General features: G+C 56.1%; 20 protein-coding genes. All 20 read right to left on the bottom strand.

Going from position 1 to position 18,912, the window contains the following annotated elements; translation table 11 throughout:
• Nucleotides 1–44 precede the first annotated feature (44 nt).
• On the bottom strand, nucleotides 45–1,172 hold the full coding sequence (proB, locus tag H5U02_04600) for a glutamate 5-kinase (protein MBC7341713.1): 1,128 nt from the start codon (nucleotides 1,170–1,172) through the stop codon (nucleotides 45–47).
• Nucleotides 1,162–2,184 carry a GTPase ObgE gene (obgE, locus tag H5U02_04595; GenBank protein ID MBC7341712.1) on the bottom strand — a complete coding sequence of 341 codons (1,023 nt, stop codon included), beginning with the start codon at nucleotides 2,182–2,184 and terminating at the stop codon, nucleotides 1,162–1,164. The genes proB and obgE overlap by 11 nt, the downstream gene beginning before the upstream one ends.
• The gene (locus H5U02_04590; GenBank protein MBC7341711.1) at nucleotides 2,174–2,752 is read right to left on the bottom strand and encodes a Spo0B domain-containing protein; all 579 of its coding nucleotides are present in this window, start codon (nucleotides 2,750–2,752) and stop codon (nucleotides 2,174–2,176) included. The genes obgE and H5U02_04590 overlap by 11 nt, the downstream gene beginning before the upstream one ends.
• A 104-nt stretch (nucleotides 2,753–2,856) precedes the next feature.
• Nucleotides 2,857–3,168 carry a 50S ribosomal protein L27 gene (rpmA, locus tag H5U02_04585; protein MBC7341710.1) on the bottom strand — a complete coding sequence of 104 codons (312 nt, stop codon included), beginning with the start codon at nucleotides 3,166–3,168 and terminating at the stop codon, nucleotides 2,857–2,859.
• 259 nt (nucleotides 3,169–3,427) lie between these two features.
• Nucleotides 3,428–3,796, bottom strand: a complete 369-nt coding sequence (locus H5U02_04580; GenBank protein MBC7341709.1) for a ribosomal-processing cysteine protease Prp — start codon at nucleotides 3,794–3,796, stop codon at nucleotides 3,428–3,430.
• Nucleotides 3,797–3,814: 18 nt separating this feature from the next.
• Nucleotides 3,815–4,153 carry a 50S ribosomal protein L21 gene (gene rplU / locus H5U02_04575; protein ID MBC7341708.1) on the bottom strand — a complete coding sequence of 113 codons (339 nt, stop codon included), beginning with the start codon at nucleotides 4,151–4,153 and terminating at the stop codon, nucleotides 3,815–3,817.
• A gap of 229 nt (nucleotides 4,154–4,382) precedes the next feature.
• Nucleotides 4,383–5,906 carry an Rne/Rng family ribonuclease gene (locus tag H5U02_04570; protein ID MBC7341707.1) on the bottom strand — a complete coding sequence of 508 codons (1,524 nt, stop codon included), beginning with the start codon at nucleotides 5,904–5,906 and terminating at the stop codon, nucleotides 4,383–4,385.
• A 73-nt stretch (nucleotides 5,907–5,979) separates the two neighbouring features.
• Nucleotides 5,980–6,624 carry a DUF2344 domain-containing protein gene (locus tag H5U02_04565; GenBank protein ID MBC7341706.1) on the bottom strand — a complete coding sequence of 215 codons (645 nt, stop codon included), beginning with the start codon at nucleotides 6,622–6,624 and terminating at the stop codon, nucleotides 5,980–5,982.
• Nucleotides 6,590–8,491, bottom strand: a complete 1,902-nt coding sequence (locus tag H5U02_04560) for a TIGR03960 family B12-binding radical SAM protein (protein MBC7341705.1) — start codon at nucleotides 8,489–8,491, stop codon at nucleotides 6,590–6,592. Before H5U02_04560 ends, H5U02_04565 begins: the two co-directional genes overlap by 35 nt.
• Nucleotides 8,492–8,562: 71 nt before the next feature.
• The gene (locus H5U02_04555) at nucleotides 8,563–9,267 is read right to left on the bottom strand and encodes a M23 family metallopeptidase (GenBank protein ID MBC7341704.1); all 705 of its coding nucleotides are present in this window, start codon (nucleotides 9,265–9,267) and stop codon (nucleotides 8,563–8,565) included.
• 50 nt (nucleotides 9,268–9,317) lie between these two features.
• Complete coding sequence (rodA, locus tag H5U02_04550; protein MBC7341703.1) at nucleotides 9,318–10,460, bottom strand: rod shape-determining protein RodA; 1,143 nt, start codon at nucleotides 10,458–10,460, stop codon at nucleotides 9,318–9,320.
• A gap of 67 nt (nucleotides 10,461–10,527) precedes the next feature.
• Nucleotides 10,528–11,028 (bottom strand): CinA family protein, encoded by a 501-nt coding sequence (locus H5U02_04545; GenBank protein ID MBC7341702.1) that lies wholly within the window; start codon nucleotides 11,026–11,028, stop codon nucleotides 10,528–10,530.
• 208 nt (nucleotides 11,029–11,236) lie between these two features.
• Nucleotides 11,237–11,536 (bottom strand): cell division topological specificity factor MinE, encoded by a 300-nt coding sequence (gene minE / locus H5U02_04540; protein MBC7341701.1) that lies wholly within the window; start codon nucleotides 11,534–11,536, stop codon nucleotides 11,237–11,239.
• 26 nt (nucleotides 11,537–11,562) lie between these two features.
• Nucleotides 11,563–12,357 carry a septum site-determining protein MinD gene (minD, locus tag H5U02_04535; GenBank protein ID MBC7341700.1) on the bottom strand — a complete coding sequence of 265 codons (795 nt, stop codon included), beginning with the start codon at nucleotides 12,355–12,357 and terminating at the stop codon, nucleotides 11,563–11,565.
• A gap of 16 nt (nucleotides 12,358–12,373) precedes the next feature.
• Nucleotides 12,374–12,811, bottom strand: coding sequence for a septum site-determining protein MinC (minC, locus tag H5U02_04530; protein ID MBC7341699.1), 438 nt, complete (start codon nucleotides 12,809–12,811; stop codon nucleotides 12,374–12,376).
• Nucleotides 12,812–13,223: 412 nt separating this feature from the next.
• Nucleotides 13,224–15,269 carry a penicillin-binding protein 2 gene (gene mrdA, locus H5U02_04525; protein ID MBC7341698.1) on the bottom strand — a complete coding sequence of 682 codons (2,046 nt, stop codon included), beginning with the start codon at nucleotides 15,267–15,269 and terminating at the stop codon, nucleotides 13,224–13,226.
• Between the two features lie 35 nt (nucleotides 15,270–15,304).
• Nucleotides 15,305–15,811: a rod shape-determining protein MreD gene (gene mreD, locus H5U02_04520; protein MBC7341697.1), complete on the bottom strand. Its 507-nt coding sequence runs from the start codon at nucleotides 15,809–15,811 to the stop codon at nucleotides 15,305–15,307.
• Nucleotides 15,812–16,005: 194 nt separating this feature from the next.
• Nucleotides 16,006–16,836, bottom strand: a complete 831-nt coding sequence (mreC, locus tag H5U02_04515; protein MBC7341696.1) for a rod shape-determining protein MreC — start codon at nucleotides 16,834–16,836, stop codon at nucleotides 16,006–16,008.
• A 48-nt stretch (nucleotides 16,837–16,884) separates the two neighbouring features.
• The gene (locus H5U02_04510) at nucleotides 16,885–17,931 is read right to left on the bottom strand and encodes a rod shape-determining protein (protein ID MBC7341695.1); all 1,047 of its coding nucleotides are present in this window, start codon (nucleotides 17,929–17,931) and stop codon (nucleotides 16,885–16,887) included.
• 114 nt (nucleotides 17,932–18,045) lie between these two features.
• Nucleotides 18,046–18,732, bottom strand: coding sequence for a DNA repair protein RadC (gene radC, locus H5U02_04505; GenBank protein ID MBC7341694.1), 687 nt, complete (start codon nucleotides 18,730–18,732; stop codon nucleotides 18,046–18,048).
• Nucleotides 18,733–18,912: the final 180 nt, after the last annotated feature.

The raw sequence follows: 18,912 nt of genomic DNA, 5'->3' as shown, positions 1-18,912 counted from the left end.
CCTGGTTGTCCGGCTTGCAACGTGAGGCGCTCCCCTAGCTTGGCTTAGTGCTTGAGGCACAAGTTATCGCGATGGATCACCTCGTCGTAGTCCTTATGCCCCAAGATGGAGGCAATTTCGCTGGTCTTTTTACCTTTAATTAACCCAATTTCCCTGGAAGAATAATTAACTATCCCCCGGGCAAATTCCTGCTTGGAAGCACCAAAAATGCTGACTACGCTCCCGGCTTCAAAATCACCTTCCACATCCACTATCCCGCTGGGCAAAAGCGATTTGCCCCCATCGGCTATAGCTTTTTCTGCTCCAGGGTCAACGTATATGCCTCCAGCCACATCGGAACTAAAAGCAATCCAGCGCTTTTTGCTGCCAACCTTTCCCTCCCGAGGTACAAACAGGCTGCCCTTAAGCTTGCCACTTAAAATGTCAGCCATAACCCAAGGCTCAAAACCGCTGGCAATCACCATGGGGATACAGGAATCCACCGCAATCTTAGCTGCCTGGATCTTGGTGACCATCCCCCCGGTGGCCCACCGGCTCCCTTTCCCCTGGGCCAAAGCCTCGATTTCCGGGGTGATCTCTTCTATTACGGGAATGATTTTGGCATTCTTGTCCTGGCGGGGGTCGGCGGTATATAAGCCCCCGGTATCGGTGAGCAAGATGAGCAGATCGGCATCCACCAAACCGGCCACCAGGGCCGCCAAGGTGTCGTTGTCGCCAAAACGGATTTCCTCCACGGCAATGGTGTCGTTCTCGTTGATGATAGGGATAACTCCAAACTCTAGCAGCTTCATTAGGGTGTGGCGAGCATTGAGGTAGCGCTTGCGGTCGGCCAAATCCTCCCGGGTAAGCAGTACCTGTGCTACCACGTAGCCAAACTCGCTGAAAAACTTCTCATACATATGTAAGAGCAGGCCTTGTCCCACCGCAGCCGCCGCCTGTTTCTCGGGCATAGTCTTGGGATGCCGATCCCAGCCTAGCCGGCCCATTCCCGCCCCCACCGCCCCAGAGGTCACTAGCACCATCTCCCGAGCCTGGTTAAGAATGTCGGCCATCTCTTTGACCAGCCGCTCCATTTGGTTAAGGTTGATCTTGCCGGTGGGGTAAGTTAGGCTGCTGGTCCCTACCTTGATCACCAACCGTTTAGCCTGCCTCAACGTTTCTTCAACTGCCATTGGCCTCAGTCCTCTCCTCAGCTTCCAGCAGCCGCGCTAGCCGCTCAAGCAAGCCCTCCACCCCCTGGCCGGTGGCACCGGAGATGGCCCATACTTCCTCCCAGCCCAGCTGCTGCACCTGGTCCCTAAATTGGGGCCATGCTGCTTGAGCCTCGGGCAGATCTATCTTGTTGGCCACCACCAGCATTGGCTTGCCGGTCAAGGGCGGATCATAGAGGGCCAGCTCCTGGTTGATGACCTTAAAGTTTTCCATGGGGTCGCCATCCAGAGGAGAAAGGCTGACCAGGTGGACCAAAAGGCGGGTCCGTTCTATATGGCGAAGAAAATCATGTCCCAACCCTGCCCCCAAGTGGGCGCCCTCAACCAGCCCAGGTATATCCGCCACCACAAAGCTGCGAAAATAGGGGAGTTTAACCACCCCCAGATGAGGCTCTAAGGTAGTAAAGGGGTAATCAGCTATCTTGGGCCGGGCCGCTGATATTTGGGCTAGGAGAGTCGACTTGCCGGCATTGGGAAGGCCCACCAAGCCCACGTCGGCTAGAAGTTTCAGCTCCAGCAACAACCACTTCTCTTCACCCGGTTGGCCGGGTTGGGCCCAAGTGGGAGCACGATTTTGGGGGCTGGCAAAACGAGCATTGCCGCGACCCCCGCGTCCGCCCCGGGCCACCACCGCTTGGCTGCCTGGTCGGTCCAAGTCGGCTATCAACTCGCCGGTTTCAGCATCCCGCACCTGGGTGCCGGGAGGCACCGCGATCCTGAGATCTTCACCGCTTCTGCCATGCCGATTCTTGCCTTCTCCGTGCCGGCCCCGCTCCGCCCGAAAATGACGGCGGTACTGGAAGTCCAAAAGAGTGCGCAAGTCTGGGCTAGCCACTAAGATAACGTTGCCGCCATCGCCACCATCGCCCCCGCTGGGACCTCCCCGAGGAACGTATTTTTCCCGCCGGAAGGCAACCGCACCGTTGCCGCCGTCACCGGCTTTGACGAAGATACGAGCCCGATCATAAAACATAGTTTATATCCGGCAGAAACACGGTCCATCCCATCTCCTGGCCGTCGCCGGATGCGTAGATGGCGACTGGGAGCTTGGCCTTGCCTGCCTTTGCAATCTCCTCCTGTCCGCTGGTAAGCTGGGTTAGGGTGGCAACGCTCGCCGGTAGGCTAAACTGAACCATATACCCGGCTTCCTTCCTTTCAGCCCGCAAGCAGACCTGGCACTGTTCAGGCGGCGCTGCCTCCAGGGCTGCACGTAGTTGACTTAAAGCCGCCTCCAGTACATCAGATAACAACTCCGGGTCGCCGTCCCAACCAGAAAGGTCAGCTTTAAGTTCCAAGGATACCCTCGCCCCGTTGGCTTCCAAACGGTGGCGCCAGGCGCTGAGCTTGGCTACCACCTCCAAGGGTTGGGTATGATAGCGGCTACTTTCCTCTTTGATCTGGGAAGCTATCTTAGCAACATATTCTTTGGCTTCCTCCAGCCTGCCTAGCTGGAGCAACCCCGATACCACCTGCAAGCTGTTTAAAAAACCATGGCGCTGCTGGCTGAGCGCCTCCTCCAAGTCCCTATTGGCCTTGGTCAACCTGGGTCCCGCCTTTACTAGCCAGCCTTGATCGCTCGGCTGGCTCGAAGAAAGAAAGCCTCCGCTCAAAAACGAAGGCCTTTTCCTGGCTGTATCCAACCCGCCTAGCCTACTGCCGCCGGAGCCTCGACCCTGGCTGGAGCCTCCGGCCTCACGCTAACCCGCTTCTTCTTATTCTTGCCGTTCTCAAAGCATACATACCCATCTTTAAGGGCAAACAGGGTATCATCGCCGCCGCGGCCCACGTTGACACCAGGGTGAATCTTAGTTCCTCGCTGGCGTACCAGGATGCTTCCAGCAGTAACAAATTGGCCATCATGCCGTTTTACGCCCAACCGCTTGGCTTGACTGTCCCGGCCGTTGCGGGAGCTACCAGCACCCTTTTTGTGAGCAAATAGCTGTAGGTCAAATCTCATTGCCTCCACCTCCTCCTTCAAAAACCCGTCAATTCCACCCGGGTCACTAGTCCTCGGCTCCGTAATCCTGCGCGGAGCCGCCTGAAGCTCCACCTCAAGCTCCAGCGCCCAGCACTCAACCTTACACTTGCAAGAGCTGCTTGCACCCACATGGCCTTTACGATAACCCTCACCGGGTTCATGGTTGAGTACTGGGTCGCTTCCGGATCAATGCCCCGGCACCCCCTTTAGGTAGTGCCCCACTATTTAGCCGCGCGCCTTAGCCGTATGGGGATCCTCTTTCAACCTGGTCGACATGGGAGCTGATCCGCAAATGTTTGGGGTACTGCTCGGCTATTGCTTTTAGGCCCAGATGCATGGCGGTCAGGATAGCTTGGCCTTCCCGGTAGTCCAAGTGATCAGCCTCAGAAGGCCTAGGGATTAAATGGCATTTAAGCTTCCCCTTGCGCTGCGATGCCTGCACCTGGTCGGGGTAAAAGTGCTTGAGCCCAGCTACTGCGCCCTGGGTCAAGGCCGACACCGCTGCGCAGACGATGTCTCGACCGGCACGAGCGTACCCGGCATGCCCAGTTACTTCAAACCCCACCAGCTGGCCCCGGGCATCGGTTTCTAGCTTGACCTCGATCATTTCCCGGCACCAGATCCGCTAGGCTTCAGTTGCCGCCGCCGGGCTGTTTACATCTATCCCTTCTACTTTTACTTCACTAAATAGCTGTCGGTGGCCATAACGGCGGCGATAGTTCTTCTTGGGCTTATACTTGAAGACCAAAATCTTGCGGCCCTTGCCTACTCGCAGCACCCGCAGGCGAACTTGGGCTCCTTCCACCACCGGCCTACCTACCTGCAGGTTTTCCCCGTCGCCGACGGCCAGTACTCTGGCTCCGGTATAGAGCTCACCGGGCGGAACATCCACCTTTTCGATGCGCAGCACCTCGCCCGGCTCCACCCGGTACTGCTTTCCTCCTGTTTCGATGATAGCGTACATAAGTCCTCCTACCTCTCCGCCGATTCTAGGCTTCTTGCTCACCTGCCGAGGGAAAACTCTGACCGCGGCAAGGTGGAAGCAGAAATTGGTGGCCTAGTCCGAGCGTTATTAGCTGCGCCAGGATCGGGCGCAGCTGACCGACCATAAGATAACATACCCGTTAATCCTTGTCAAACGCTATGCTGGCCATGCAGGCTCCTAGACCGGAGCTTGACCGCAGCAGGCGCGCTTACCCGGAAGTGGCGGCCGTCGACCGATCTCGCCCCTGGCCTAGCTCCTCAGCATCAAATACCTCCTGGACCACAAAGTTCTCCATGTGGCGGTGCTCTTCTCCCTTGATGATAATTGTCTTTCCCGTCCGCTGCTCCAGAAGCCGAACACTGACGCCTCCGGAGCCAATGAGCTGGGCCGCCACCGCCGGGTTGGCCCTGACGATCAGGCCAGGAGCCTCGGTGATCTCTGCCCGGTAAAGGATCTCCTTGCGTACCGCCAAGCCCACCGTCTCCTGGGAAAGTACTTTCCCCCGGCCCCCGCAATAAGGGCATTCGGTCAGGAGCACGCTCTCCAAGGCGCCCCGGGCCTTCTTCCTGGTCACTTCCACCAAGCCCAGCCTAGTCATGCCCAGCACGGTAGCCCTGGTCTTGTCCTTGCGGAGCTCCTCCTCCAGGGCTTTGAGCACCTGCTCCTGATGGGCAGGATCCTCCATATCGATGAAATCGATGATAATGATCCCGCCGATATTGCGGAGCCTTAGCTGGCGGGCTATTTCGGCCGCCGCCTCAAGATTGGTCTTGACCACCGTATCCTCCAGATTTCTGCCACCTACATACTTGCCGGTATTGACATCGATGGAAGTGAGCGCCTCCGCCTGGTCGATTACGATGTAACCGCCGCATTTGAGCCAGACTTTACGGCGCAAAGCTTGATCGATTTGCGATGGCACTTCCCAGTGAGCAAATAGGTCCTGGCCTTCCCGCAGCTTGATTCGCTCTCGCAGCCGGCTGTCTAGCCTATCCATAATTTCCGTTGCCCGCTCGTAAGCATCACGAGAGTTGGTCACCAGCGCCTCCACCTGGTCAGAAAAGAGATCCCGGAGTATACGCTCTAAGAGATCCAGCTCGCGGTGCACCAGCGCCGGCCCCCGCTGGCGCCGGCTGCGCCGTTCGATACCTCGCCATACTTTTGTCAGCTCCTTAATGTCCTGGACCAGCTCTTCCTCCGAAGCCCCTTCAGCTGCCGTTCGCACAATCAACCCCATGCCCTTGGGCTTGATCTCCTTAGCCATGGCTCGGAGGCGATCCCTCTCCCCTTCGCTACTAATCCGCCGGGACACACCCACATAATCCACGGTAGGCATCAGCACCACATACCGGCCTGGCAGAGAGATATGGGTAGTAGCCCGAGCTCCTTTGGTACCGATGGGCTCTTTGGAGATCTGCACCAATATCCCCTGCCCGGGCCGCAAAAGCTCGCTGATAGGTCGAGAGCTAATCTTTTCTCCCGGCAATTCCCAATCAGCCACTGCCGCCGGTAGGATATCCTCCACATACAGGAAGGCATTTTTCTCTAAGCCGATATCGACGAAGGCTGCCTGCATGCCTGGGAGCACATTTTCCACTCGCCCTTTATAAATATTACCAACCATCCGCTCATGCAGGGGCCGCTCAAAATAGATTTCCACCAGTTTACCGTTCTCCAGGACCGCTACCGCGGTCTCTTCCTCTTCTACCTGTACCAAAATAATCTGAGACATAACTTCCAACTCCTATATAAGGCCGGGTACTTCCGAAACGTTCCCCGTGCCGGGGCACTGGTGCCGGATGCACCTAAGGCCGAATAATCACCTGTTGCCGCTCCACTCGCAGGGATTCCGGGCGAAAGCCTACACCCAACCGCTGGACTAAAGCCTGCACCACTTGCTCCGGCTTCACATTCCCCTGTGATCCGGCTTGGACTGTCATCTGTAGCCGCAAGATTCGCTCCTGGACTTGACCAGTAATTTGGTAGACCTGCCCAGGAAGGGAGTCAGTTTTGCCAGCTGCCTCCAACTGGCGCATAGCCTCCCCCAGCTCAGCCTCCAATTTACCAGCAGACGGCGAGGTGAGCTCTACCTCCACGTGGTAGCTAGCCGCTTTGACCGAGGCCATCAGCGAAGGCTCCCCCTCGCCAACCCAAGCGGCGTCCAATAGCTCCAGCCCTTCGGGTAGCTGGCGGGATATTCTCACCTTCAGTTCTGATAAGTCTACCGGTCGTTCAAGCTCCACATCCAAGTACTCGCGCCGACTAGCTACCCCCACCGCCAGAGGTAGAGCAAAAACCATCTGCGGGTGAGGATTAAACCCCTTGGTAAAAGCTAGTGGCACCCTGGCCCGCCGCAGCGCCCGTTCCCAAGCCGTAAGCAATTCCAAATGCGACAGCAGGGCTGCCGGCCCCTGTTTAGCGAACACCAGCCGCAGACGGACCAAGTCCACTCTCCCCTTCCCCTTGTTCTTGCTCAAGCTCCAAGTCCACTCCCAAATGCTGACAAACTGCGCAGCCGCTGCACTGATCCCGCCGGCAATCCTTGGTGGTTACCCCTGCCATGGCCCGCTGGTGCTCACGAGCAAGGAACTGCTTGCTAACGCCTACATCAATATGGTCCCAAGGCAGCACCTCATCGTAACTGTAGCGACGGTAGGCATAATCCTGGGGGTCTATCCCCGTTGCCGTAAATGCCTGCCTCCAAGTATCAAAGGAGAAATATTCTGACCAGCTATCCAGCTTGGCGCCTCGGCTAACTGCCTCCTCCAGCACCGAACCTAACCGCCGGTCACCGCGGGAAAATACCGCCTCTAGGGTACTGAGCTCTGGATCGTGCCAATGGAACTTGAGGTGGCACCCCTTAAGGGCCCTTCGCAGATGAGATTGTTTTCTTTTCAATTCCTCCAGCCGGTCCTGTGGCTCCCACTGGAAAGGCGTATGGGGCTTGGGAACAAAAGAGGAGGCACTAACCGTTACTTCCAACCGCCCCTTGGGCCGCACTATTTTCTCTCCTACTCTTACCACTTGGCGGGCGAGATCGGCGATGCCGTCCAGATCCTCCACCGTCTCGGTGGGTAAACCAATCATAAAATAGAGTTTAACCCCCATCCACCCGGCGGAAAAAGCCGCACCCACCGCCTCCAGCAGATCCTTTTCGGTCACGCCCTTGTTAATAACGTCTCGCAACCGCTGGGTACCAGCCTCCGGCGCAAAGGTAAGCGTGGTTTTACGTACCTTTTGAATTTGTTTGGCTAGCTCCACGCTAAAAGCATCCGCCCTCAGCGAGGGCAAGGAAACCCCCACCCCTTGCTTGCGGTAGGCAGCTATCAAGCTTGCCACCAGCGGACCCACGCAGCTATAATCGGCGGTACTAAGGGAAGCCAAGGATATTTCCCGGTGCCCGGTGCTTTCAACCAGCTGCTTGGCCTGATCAAGCAGGGTTTTCAATCCTCGCTCCCGGACTGGCCGGTAGATCATCCCCGCCTGGCAAAACCGACAACCGCGGGTGCAACCGCGCATTACTTCCAGCATGATGCGGTCGTGAACCACTTCCATAAAGGGAACGATAGGTCGAGTAGGGAAGTAAGCTTGGTCGAAGTTGGTCAGCACCCGGCGGACGATGGGAAAAGGGAGGCCAGATAGCCGGGGCTTAAGGCCGACCATATGGCCATTTTCTTGAAACTCGGCCTGGTACAGGGAAGGCACGTAAACCCCAGGAATCTGGGCCAGCTGGATCAGCTGTTCCTGGCGATTGCTGTCCTTGAGCTCAGCCACCCGGCGCAAGAACTGGGGAAGTAGCTCCTCGCCATCGCCGATGAGAAAGCAATCAATAAAATCCGCTAACGGCTCAGGGTTGGTGGCCACCGGCCCTCCCGCAATTACCAGGGGATGCTGATCGCTGCGGTGGGCGCTGCGCCAGGGAATGCCTGCCAGGGCAAGCATGCGCAGGATGTTGGTGTAGGTCATTTCGTATTGTAGGGTAAATCCAATCACGTCAAAATCGGCCAAGGGCCGATAGGATTCCCAGCTAAAAAGAGGGAGCCCGTTTTTCTTGAGCTCCTCCTCCATGTCCGGTGCTGGCATAAAGGTCCGCTCCATGAGCAGGTCGGGATAAGAATTGACCAGCCCATAAAGGATCTGCAGCCCTAAGTGGGACATCCCTACTTCGTAAAGGTCGGGAAAAGCAAAAACCATGCGCACGCTTACGGTATTCCAGGGCTTAACTATAACGTTCCACTCGTTACCCAGATATCGGCTGGGCTTTCTCACCCGAGGTAGAATCTCTTCTCGGATGCGCTTTGGATCGAGGCCTCCCATATCTCCTTATCACCGTCTACAGTATTTCCCTTATTGGGAGTATACTTTTCCTGTTATTATAACAAACTGCTCTACATCTGGGCAGGCCACGCCAAGCGCGAAAGTGGGTCAATGGCACCAGTGGCATCGCGCAGCTCAAAATGAAAATAGACGCCACTTTTATCGGTTCCGGCTACCTTGCCGATCACTTCCCCTTGTTTGACTTCTTGCCCTACAGAGACCAACACTTCCCCCAAATTGGCGTAATAGCTGACTAGGGAGCCCGGATGCGTCAGCTCTACCGTCCGCCCGGTTCCCGGGGCCATTCCCCCCGAGCCAGTGATGGCGGTTACCTTTCCGCCCAAACAGGCCTTTACCGGTGTTCCTCCAGCAGCAGCAATATCAATCCCGGGGTGAAAGTAGCGGCTGCCATTTACTGGAGATGATTGCCAGCCAAACCCCACCCGGATTTGCCCGGAAACCGGAATGGTAAGGGTGGGGCTGCCGTTGGCCGGCTGGGCGTGCTCAGCCGTAGCCCGGTCGAAGGGGTCAAGCCAAAACCCGGAGCGTAAGGTGTCAATTGCCCGCCGAGATAAGTCAGACTCGGGCGCGGATAGAAAATAGGCCACCCTCTCCTTAGCTGGATTTAAGTCCTGAAAACCGAGCTGCCAAAAGTAGTAAAAAGCAATAAAGATAGCCAGGCAGGCTAGCGATTTGCGGATCAACGGAGCCAAGTTTAGACTAACGGCGACGCCGCGGCGGGGCGCAGGTTGAGGTCGGGGCCTAAACTCCGCCATAAGAGTTCCTCCTCTCGCCATAACTTATGGCGAAAGCAAGGAAAATATTACTAAAAAAGGATCTTATGGCGGCGCATGCCGATATTGATGATAAGGCCTACGGCCACCAAGTTGCTGATCATGGCGCTACCACCATAGCTAAACAAAGGCAGAGGAATGCCAGTAATGGGCATGATACCGATGGTCATGCCCACGTTGACCAGCAGATGGAAGGCAATCATGGATACTATCCCGCAAGCAACTAAGGTGCCGTAATTGTCCTTGGCTTCGTAAGCAATCCTGAGGCTGCGATAGAGGAAGTAGAAATAGAGGGCAAGAATCCCGGCAGCGCCAACGAAGCCCAGCTCCTCCCCCACCACCGAAAAGATGAAGTCAGTATGGTGCTCGGGCAAAAAGTTGAGGTGGGCTTGGGTACCCTGGCCGAGGCCCCGCCCCCAAAAGGCTCCTGATCCAATGGCCACCAGCGACTGAATAATATTGTATCCGGCCCCTTGGCCGCCCTGACCATCGGCGTAAGGATCGATGAAAACCACCAGGCGCATGATCTGGTATTCTTCTAAAGGCAGGGGCAACCCCCAACGGAAGTGGGCTACCAGGGCCAAGACCAAGCAGCCGATAGCGCCCCCGGCGATGGTACAGAGCATGGCAGGATTGGCCCCAGCTATAAACAACATCCCCACCACAATGGCCCCAAATACTAAAGCCGTGCCCATGTCAGGTTGGAGCAGCACCAGCAGTACCGGCGGAGCTACATAAGCAAAACAACTTAGGAGATCCTTCCAAGTATGGATATGCCCTTCCCGCGTGCTAAGGAAACTAGAAAAAGTCAAGATGGTAAGCACCTTGGAAAACTCGGAGGGTTGGAACAGGAAGGGCCCCATGTTGATCCAACCCTTAGTCCCGTGAGCCTTGGTCCCCACCAACAAGACCAAAATCAGGATGGCCACGTTTAGCATATACAGGTAGCGGCTAGCGTGGGCCAATAGCCCATAATCTATGAATAGGAGCACAATCAGGCCGGCTCCGCCAAGAAGCATCCAAGTAGCTTGCCGCTTCACATAATAAAAGGGATCGCCCGGCACCATGCCTCTAGAAGCGCTCCAAAGCACTGCCAGGCTTATCCCTAAGATGGCGCTTACGCTAAGAACAATCCCCCAGTCGATGTGCTTGACCAGCTTGCGATCAAAGGCCATTGCCTACCCTCCGGTTTCAGCCAATGGCCATTATACACCAACTAGAGGATTAGGTCACCCGCCAAAGCTAACCATTGTCATCATCCAGGCTACTCAGGAAATCAACCAATAAGGCCAAGGTAGCTTGAGCCGCCTGCTGGCGATTATGATTGCGATCTTCGGAAAACACGTGCTTCCTCACTTCCACCCCCTCCTCGCCGGCTACTCCCACATAAAACAGCCCTACCGGTTTGTCGGAATTGCCCCCGGTTGGACCGGCAATTCCCGTATCCGAGATACCTATGTCTGCCCCCAAGGCCAACCTTACTCCTTCTGCCATTTCTGCCGCCGTCTGCGGGCTCACCGCTCCGTAGTTGTCAAGGGTCTCTTGATTGACTCCTAAAAGCTTGCGCTTAACCTCATTGCTGTAGGCAACCACCCCACCACGGAAATAGTCGGAGCTTCCAGGAACGGAAGTGATAAGGGCAGATATCAACCCGCCCGTAGCCGACTCAGCTGCCGCCAAAGTCAGCCCTTTCTCCCGCAGGCGCTGGCCAATTTCCTCTTCTAGCTTGCCGCTTGCCAATATCTAGCCTCCTTCAAAGGAACATTTACTGCCGGCCGCCCAACGCTCAACCCAGGGCTCAACATAACCCGACGAGGCGTTGGTTGTCTGCTTCGGTTAGACTCCAAGCCTACAGCCCCGATTGGAGTGCTGGGTCGCTTCCGGACCACGGCCCGGCATATGCGGCTGGCCGCATGGGGCACCTGGCCGTTGGTCCTCCGCTGCTGGCTGCTCAGTTTCCAGGAGTTGCTGCCACTGGGGAGCGCGGGTAGTCCGGTTTCAGGCGCACCACCGGGATACTGGCCACCAGGGCCACACTGTGGTCAGCGGTATTAAAGCTTACCTCCAGGCCAGACTTATCAATTTCCATATAGTTGGAGATTACGTTGATCAGGTCTTCCTTGAGGCACTCCAGCACGTGCGGAGATAGATCGGTACGGTCATGCAGCAGGACCAGGCGAAGCCTTTCCTTGGCTATCTGCTTGCTGGACGTGGTCTCCCTGCCCAACAGCCGCTGTAAGAACTCCCACACGTCCAACCCCCCTTAAGTGTCAGATGTTAGCTTATCCCTATTAGCCGTCTCAGCCGCGACATAAACCCTGTGTGCTCTTCCAAAACCATGAGGGGTACATCCTCGCCATTGATCCTAGCCGCAATGTTGCGATAGGCTTGGCCCGCCCGCGATGATCGATCCAGCACTGCTGGCTCGCCCCGGTTAGTAGATACTATTATGTACTCATCCTCGGGAACTATGCCCAGCAGTTCAATCGCCAAGATATCGATGATGTCATCGATATCCATCATATCCCCGTGCTTTACCATGCTGGGGCGTATCCGGTTGATGATCAATTTGGGATCTCGCAGATCAGCTGCCTCCAAAAGTCCAACGATCCGGTCAGCATCTCGCACCGCCGACACTTCCGGGGTAGTCACAACTACCGCATGTTGAGCCCCCGCGATAGCGTTGCGGAAACCTTGCTCGATACCTGCCGGGCAATCAACCAAGACAAAATCAAATTCTTCCCGAAGGTTTTCCGACAACTCCTTCATCTGTTCTGGGTTAACTGCGGTCTTGTCCTTGGTTTGAGCTGCGGGGAGGAGAAAAAGGTTTTCGAAGCGCTTATCCTTTACTAATGCCTGTTTCAGTCGGCAATGACCATGCACCACATCCACAATATCGTATACAATTCGGTTTTCTAACCCCATGACCACGTCCAGGTTGCGCAAGCCAATGTCAGTGTCCACCAACACTACCTTGCGCCCCTCCATGGCCAAGGCAGTCCCGATATTGGCAACGGTGGTAGTCTTGCCGACACCCCCCTTCCCAGAGGTGATGACTATCACTTCGCCCATCTTTTTCCTCCCTTTCCTAGTCTTTTGGCTGCTCGTAACCCAACTTGAAGCTCCGGCTGATGCCATCCCCGTAAGGTTCAATTACCACCTGGCCGTTGACTACTCGCGCCGTCTCTGGCCCGCCGCCACCAACACCCTTTTCTTCATCATCGGGAGCCCGGCTGACGTAGTGAGCAATTCGTAGCTGAATGGGTTGGAGCCGAAAGGCGGTTACCGTGGCCCGCCAATTGCCATTGGCCCCAGCGTGAGCCATGCCCCGGCACGAACCCAAGACGATGATGCTCCCACCCGCCACTACTTCCGACCCAGGGTTGACATCGCCCAAAATTACTACGTTGCCTGGGTAGTAAATGCTCTGGCCAGAACGGATGGTGCGGTGGACCAACAAGGTAAAATCGTCGGGGATATCGTCCTCATCTGCACCACCGTCGAAAACCTCAGGTCCTTCAAAAATAGAATCGGGCTCTTCACCTTGGAGTTCTTCAACCCTTGTACTGGAGGCGCCGTAGCCATCGGCCAACGGCTCAGGTACATCCTCCCCCAGGGGCTCTTCCTCCGGGAAAAGCTCGAGCACTTCCCCGGTGGAACCACCAGCTTCAGGTTTCGCCTCTGGAGAGCTGGCCACTTCCAACTCTGGTTCTAGCAGCCAAGCACTGGCTAGCTCCTGATTGGCGCCCTCTTCCTTCCACTTGTCCACGGGGCCGTCTCCTCCTAACCCACAAGGCCCTAAATTACTCCAATTTTGGCACTAAGTTTCTACATTCCCCTTTGCAAATCCTTCCACGCTAAAGAAAAAACGAGGTCTTTTTTCCTCGCTTTTCCTGCAAATTAAGACACCATCTTCAATATTTCTACCGACCCTAAAGCTATGAATTGGCAAGGTTTTGCTTGTCGAGTCCAAAATAGCTGCGCAGCACCTCCCGAGCTACCTTCACTGCCGAAGCCGATCCGCTCTCCCCATATTCGATGTATACCGCGATGGCTACCTGGGGATTGTCGTAAGGCGCAAAACCAACAAAAACCCCGTGGAAATCCTTTTTCTTGTCGTCAGTAGGTAGGCCGGTTTGAGCAGTACCAGTCTTGCCGGCTACCGCAAATTGGGGCGGAAAATCCTTAAAGGCAGAATAAGCGGTCCCTCCCGGCTCGCAGACGGCCCGCATTCCCTGCCGCACCAAGGCCATGCTGGTGGGGCTAACCGACACCTTCTGGATTAGCTGCGGTTTAAACTCTTGCAGCACCTTGCCATCGGGGCTGACAATCCGCTGTACCAGATAAGGCTTCCAGCGATTTCCCCCGTTGGCCAAGGTAGCAACGTAGTTGGCCAACTGTAAGGGCGTGTATTCGTTGGCCCCTTGGCCGATGGAAGTATTGTAGGTGTCATATGGTTGCCACTGGGTGTAGAAGTCGAAGTCGATTTTGTACCAGGCTTCCAGATTGTCCTTGTCCCGCTGCTTCTGGGCATTGAGTTTGTCTTTCTCGGCTTGGGTCTTGGCCTCAGCTAGAAGCTTGTCATACTTCTGGTCCAGCTGCCGGCGGAGGTTATCATATTTGCGGTTGATGGAAGCGGCATAGAGGTCGTACTTCCATTGGCGGGAAGGTCTGGTTCCTTGCCGCTCCCCCTGCCAATCGGTGGCCCCGCTATTCTCTCCCAAACCAAACTCTTTAGCGATTTTAGAGATAAGATCGATGCCGGCCCGTTCCCCAGCCCACTGGAAGTAAGTATTACAAGACTTGGCGTAAGCCTTGATAAGGTCTACTACTCCATGCACGCCCCAGCACTTGATGCCACCTTTGACCCAGTAGCCGCCGGTGCAAGTAACAGTCGAACTAGGCGTCACCTTGCCGCTCTCCAAAGCGGCCATTCCGGTGATCATCTTGAAGGTCGAGCCAGGCGGGTAGGCAGCCCGAATGGCCCGGTTAAGCTGGGGCTGCAGCTTTTCATCATTATAATAGGCCAGCTTGTCTGGCTTTAGGCCGGTAACAAAATCGTTGGGATTTACCTCAGGCTCACTGGCCATAGCCAGGATGGCCCCAGTGCGGACGTCAATAAGCACGGCCGAGCCAGCCTTAGCCTTGGGATTCCGCTGATGGGCCTGGGCAATCGTTTCCTTTAAGGATTTTTCCATTACCTGCTGCACCTTAGCATCCAAGGTAAGGACCAAGTTGTTGCCCGGAACCGGATCGACTCCCACCGGCAGTTCCCGTACTTTCCGGTTTTGGTTGTTGACCTCAATCAAGCGAAAACCATCCTTGCCCTTGAGGCCAATGTTTTGATCCCCCTGAAACCATAGCTCGTAGACCCGTTCCAAACCCGCTTTTCCGATCTGGTCGTTCATCCCATAGCCGTACTGCCGGAATTGGTCCAGCTCCTGGGGGCTAATGGCTCCCACCTGCCCTAGCACGTGCCCAGCTAAAGGACCGTTAGGGTAATAGCGGAGCGGCTCCTCCTGGATATCTACGCCGGGAAGATCCTGCTGATTCTCAGCAATGCGGCTGACGATGGCCCAAGTATCGGGGTCGTCCTCTTGCAGCTGCAATATTTCTGCTGGCTCGTAAGGAGGCTGGTGGGTCTTGACCTTTTCTTCAATGGCCTTGGCATCCAAGTCAGGCCGCCCAATCAAGGAAGCTAACTTCTTGGCCACGCCAGGTACATCCTTTACCCCTTGGGCATCAAAGGTAATGGCAAATACTGGCCGGGTGGTAGCCAAAACCTGCCCATTGCGGTCGAAGATGTCCCCGCGCCGGGCCAGGATGGTCAACTTGCGGGTGCTATTCTGAGCCGCCCGAGCTTGATATTGGTTGGCCTCAACCACCTGAAGGAAAAATAGCCGGCCAATAAGGACTACGAACACCAGGACAACTACCAGCCGGTAAACACGGACTTTCTTCTGAATGCGCTTCTCGTCAGCCATCGCTTACCACCTCGAAATTCCGCCCGTATTCCGGTCTAACCCCAGATACCACGGCGTAGGAAACCTTTGCGTGACGAAGTATGCAGCGGCCCATAAATAAACAAGGCCAGCAAGCTGTTGATCAAGCCCGATATTACCGTTACCCGCATGAAACTATAAGCTAGGCTGGCGGTGGATAGGCCGGCTACCATCCCCAAACCTACAAATACCAGGTCATGGGCCAAAGAAGCCAAGAATACCACCACCACCGGCGCCCACATATTTTCCTTATAAATACCCTTTTCGCTAAGGCCAGCGGCCAACCCGCAGACCAGCTTGGCAGCTGTATTCAGTCCGAAGAACTTGCCCACCAAGAGGTCTTCCAAAAGGCCGTATAGCGCCCCTAGCCCCACGGCTGGGCGCCAACCCCAGATCAGGCCCACCACTGCTATTAGTACTACCAACAGGTCGGGCTTAATGCCGTTTTGGGCAATGCCGGAAAGAACCGTAGACTGGAGCACCATGGCGATCAGCCATAGCCCTAGCCAAAAGATCAACTGCACAGTTACTCCCCCGAGAAACCATATTTTACTAACACCCAGCTTGAGTCCCATCGCTCCAAAGCCCACGCGCCCAGCACTCAACCGCCAGGAGGCCATAGCTCCGTAAGTAGCTTACTGCCTGGGTAGGGTGGACGCCATGCCTGGGTCCGTGAGTTGAGGGCTGGGCGCATGAGGCACTCCTCCAGGCTTCGCTGCTAACCGGTGATGACCAGCACCTCTTCCAGTCGGTCAAAATCCACATAGGGTTTGATGGTGGCCTTAGTCATAAGCCCTCCGGCTTCCGGTTCCACTCTCTCCACATAGCCAATCCGCAATCCTTTAGGGAATACCCCCCCTAGCCCCGAGGTGATAACCACATCGTTAGGCTGGATAGTGGCATTGGAGGGGATGTGAACCATCTCTAAAAGGCCGCTTCCCGGCGGCCCGCCGCGAACAATTCCCGGCGTACGCGAAGCCTGGAGCATGGCGCCTGCCGCCCCTTCCTGATCTACGATAAGCAGCACTTCAGCAGTATTAGCGGTAACCCCGATCACCCGGCCCACTAAGCCTTCATAGGTGACTACTGCCATATCCTTGCGGATTCCTTGGGCTTGGCCACGGTCAATAATTAGAGTGCGAAACCAATTGGAAGGATCGCGGGCAATAACCCGGGCGGCTACCATTCGGTAGCGACCGGCCGCTTGATCCCGAAAGCCGAGAAGCGCCCGTAGGCGCTGGTTCTCCAGACGGTACTCCTCTAGCTGGGTGTTGGCCTGGGTCAGATCGCTGATCTGTTGGCGAAGAGCCCGATTCTCCTCCTCCAGCTTCCGCCATGAGGTAATTCCCTGCACAGCATCGCCAACCGAAGTAGTAACGCTCGTTACCAGTTTCTGGAACGGGGCTATAAAATCACGAAGCCAGCGTTCTGGAAAGTTCAGACCTTGGCGCTCCATCCCGCTGGCTCGAGCTATAAATACCAAGACCACTAATATTACCGCTACGAGAATGACACCGGTAAAGAAACTCCTTGGCTTCCTGGCCCTCAAAGCAACTCCCGCCCTCTGACTGTTAGTTGGGCCATGGTACAGGCAGACCTAGACTGCTTTGGAAGCAGGCAAAAGCACTCGGCGGAGCACATTGATGTTCTCCAGCACCTTGCCCGTGCCTTGGGCTACCGCCAGTAACGGCTCTTCAGCTTGGTGCACAGGCATTCCAGTTTCCTCCGCCACCAAGCGATCTAAACCGTAGAGCAGCGATCCACCTCCCGCCAAGACAATACCCCGGTCCATGATATCCGCTGCCAGTTCGGGCGGGGTCTTTTCTAGGCACACCTTGATCGCTTCCAAAATGGCCGCTACCGGCTCCGACAATGCTTGCTGGATCTCTTCGGCGCCGATAGAGATGGTCTTAGGCAAGCCAGTAACCAGATCTCGGCCACGTACCTCGTATTCGCTTTGGCGCCTTTCATCTCCTGCATCGGCAGGGAAATAAGCGGCACCGATTTCGATCTTGATTTCCTCGGCCGTCCGGTCACCAATCATTAGGTTGTAGTTGCGCTTGATGTATTGGACGATGGCTTCATCCATTTCATCGCCGCCGATGCGGATGGATTTGGAGGTGACAATCCCGCCTAGGGAAATGATGGCCACTTCAGTGGTGCCACCGCCGATGTCAACGATCATATTACCGGTGGGCTCCTCTACCGGCAACCCGGCGCCAATGGCCGCTGCCATGGGCTCTTCAATCAGGTGGGCTTCCTTGGCCCCGGCCGCCATGGCCGCCTCCACCACCGCTCGCCGTTCCACCGCCGTTACTCCCGAGGGAACGCCAACCACCACCCGGGGGCGCACTAAAAAGGTGTTGTTGCCCAAGGCGCGGCGGATAAAGTAGCGGAGCATGCTTTGGGTGATATCGAAATCAGCAATTACGCCATCCTTCATGGGTCGGATGGCGACGATATTTCCCGGCGTACGTCCGATCATGCGCTTGGCCTCAGCCCCTACAGCCAAGACCCGATTGGCATCCCTCTGAATGGCTACAACTGATGGTTCGTAGACTACGATTCCCTTGCCACGTAAATGCACCAATGAATTGGCAGTACCCAAGTCGATACCCAAATCTCTTGCGAACAACACGATTATCTCCCTTTCTTTAATTCCTGGGAAATACCTGAGTTCAACTCATTATAGACTAAGTGTGAAGAGGCAAACAAGGGCCATATCTTGTCCAGTTTTGCCATAACCTTGCATCTCGGCCTAAATCAGCCCTTGCTCTTTGAGGCTAACAAAACGGTTGTTGCCAATGATTAGGTGATCCAAGACCTCGATACCCAAAATGCTACCTGCCTCCAACAGCCTCTTGGTAATGGCTATATCATCCCGGCTGGGGGAAGGATCGCCGCTGGGATGGTTGTGGACCAAGATGATGGCAGCAGCGCTCCTCTTGATGGGATTTTTAAATACCTCGCGGGGATGAATTCCAGCGCTGTTTAAAGTCCCCACCGCCACCGTTTCCAGGGCTAATACCCGGTTTTTAGTATTGAGGCTAAATACCTGAAAATGTTCTCGGTCCAGGTAGCGCATCTCTTCCATAACCAAGTGAGCGGCATCCTGAGGCGCCAGGATCTGCGGGGGATCATCGGGCCTCAGTACCACCAGCCGCCGGCCTAGCTCCACCGCCGCCTTGATCTGGGCTGCCTTGGCCCGGCCGATACCCCGGATCTGGGTCAGCTCCTCCCAAGTAGCCTCGGCCAAGAACCTCACTCCCTCGGGCCGAGCCAGCACCCGGTTGGCCAGTTCGATGGCGGTGCTATCGTGGGTACCCGAACCCAGGATGATGGCTAGGAGCTCAGCATGGGAAAGAGCCTGGGGTCCAAGCGTAGCCAGCCGCTCCCGGGGGCGGGAATCCGGCGGTAAATCTTTGATGGTCAAGTGATATTCCATACAATTTCCCCTCCGTAATCAGCTGAGATGCTTCCGAAACATTTCCCATGCCGGAGCGCTGGCGCCGGCTCCACATGGGCTCGCCAGCGATCCGTATGGCTCCCCCTCGCCCTTCGGCGGGGTTCCCGGCCAATTCGACCTCCTGTCTCAAGAGGCCGGCCTCGGACGTCCTGTCCTCGG

It is taken from the genome of Clostridia bacterium (assembly GCA_014360065.1).
Lineage (GTDB): Bacteria > Bacillota > DSM-521 > Neomoorellales > JACIYF01 > JACIYF01.
This window is presented reverse-complemented; position numbering and strand designations above follow the sequence as displayed.

What these genes read in the sequence shown, in the direction of transcription:
- minD (MBC7341700.1), bottom strand. Translation starts at nt 12,357, where the DNA reads ATGGGCGAAGTGATAGTCATCACCTCTGGGAAGGGGGGTGTCGGCAAG.
- rodA (MBC7341703.1), bottom strand. Translation starts at nt 10,460, where the DNA reads ATGGCCTTTGATCGCAAGCTGGTCAAGCACATCGACTGGGGGATTGTT.
- H5U02_04555 (MBC7341704.1), bottom strand. Translation starts at nt 9,267, where the DNA reads ATGGCGGAGTTTAGGCCCCGACCTCAACCTGCGCCCCGCCGCGGCGTC.
- H5U02_04560 (MBC7341705.1), bottom strand. Translation starts at nt 8,491, where the DNA reads ATGGGAGGCCTCGATCCAAAGCGCATCCGAGAAGAGATTCTACCTCGG.
- obgE (MBC7341712.1), bottom strand. Translation starts at nt 2,184, where the DNA reads ATGTTTTATGATCGGGCTCGTATCTTCGTCAAAGCCGGTGACGGCGGC.
- rpmA (MBC7341710.1), bottom strand. Translation starts at nt 3,168, where the DNA reads ATGAGATTTGACCTACAGCTATTTGCTCACAAAAAGGGTGCTGGTAGC.
- H5U02_04580 (MBC7341709.1), bottom strand. Translation starts at nt 3,796, where the DNA reads ATGATCGAGGTCAAGCTAGAAACCGATGCCCGGGGCCAGCTGGTGGGG.
- H5U02_04570 (MBC7341707.1), bottom strand. Translation starts at nt 5,906, where the DNA reads ATGTCTCAGATTATTTTGGTACAGGTAGAAGAGGAAGAGACCGCGGTA.
- radC (MBC7341694.1), bottom strand. Translation starts at nt 18,732, where the DNA reads ATGGAATATCACTTGACCATCAAAGATTTACCGCCGGATTCCCGCCCC.
- mrdA (MBC7341698.1), bottom strand. Translation starts at nt 15,269, where the DNA reads ATGGCTGACGAGAAGCGCATTCAGAAGAAAGTCCGTGTTTACCGGCTG.
- proB (MBC7341713.1), bottom strand. Translation starts at nt 1,172, where the DNA reads ATGGCAGTTGAAGAAACGTTGAGGCAGGCTAAACGGTTGGTGATCAAG.
- rplU (MBC7341708.1), bottom strand. Translation starts at nt 4,153, where the DNA reads ATGTACGCTATCATCGAAACAGGAGGAAAGCAGTACCGGGTGGAGCCG.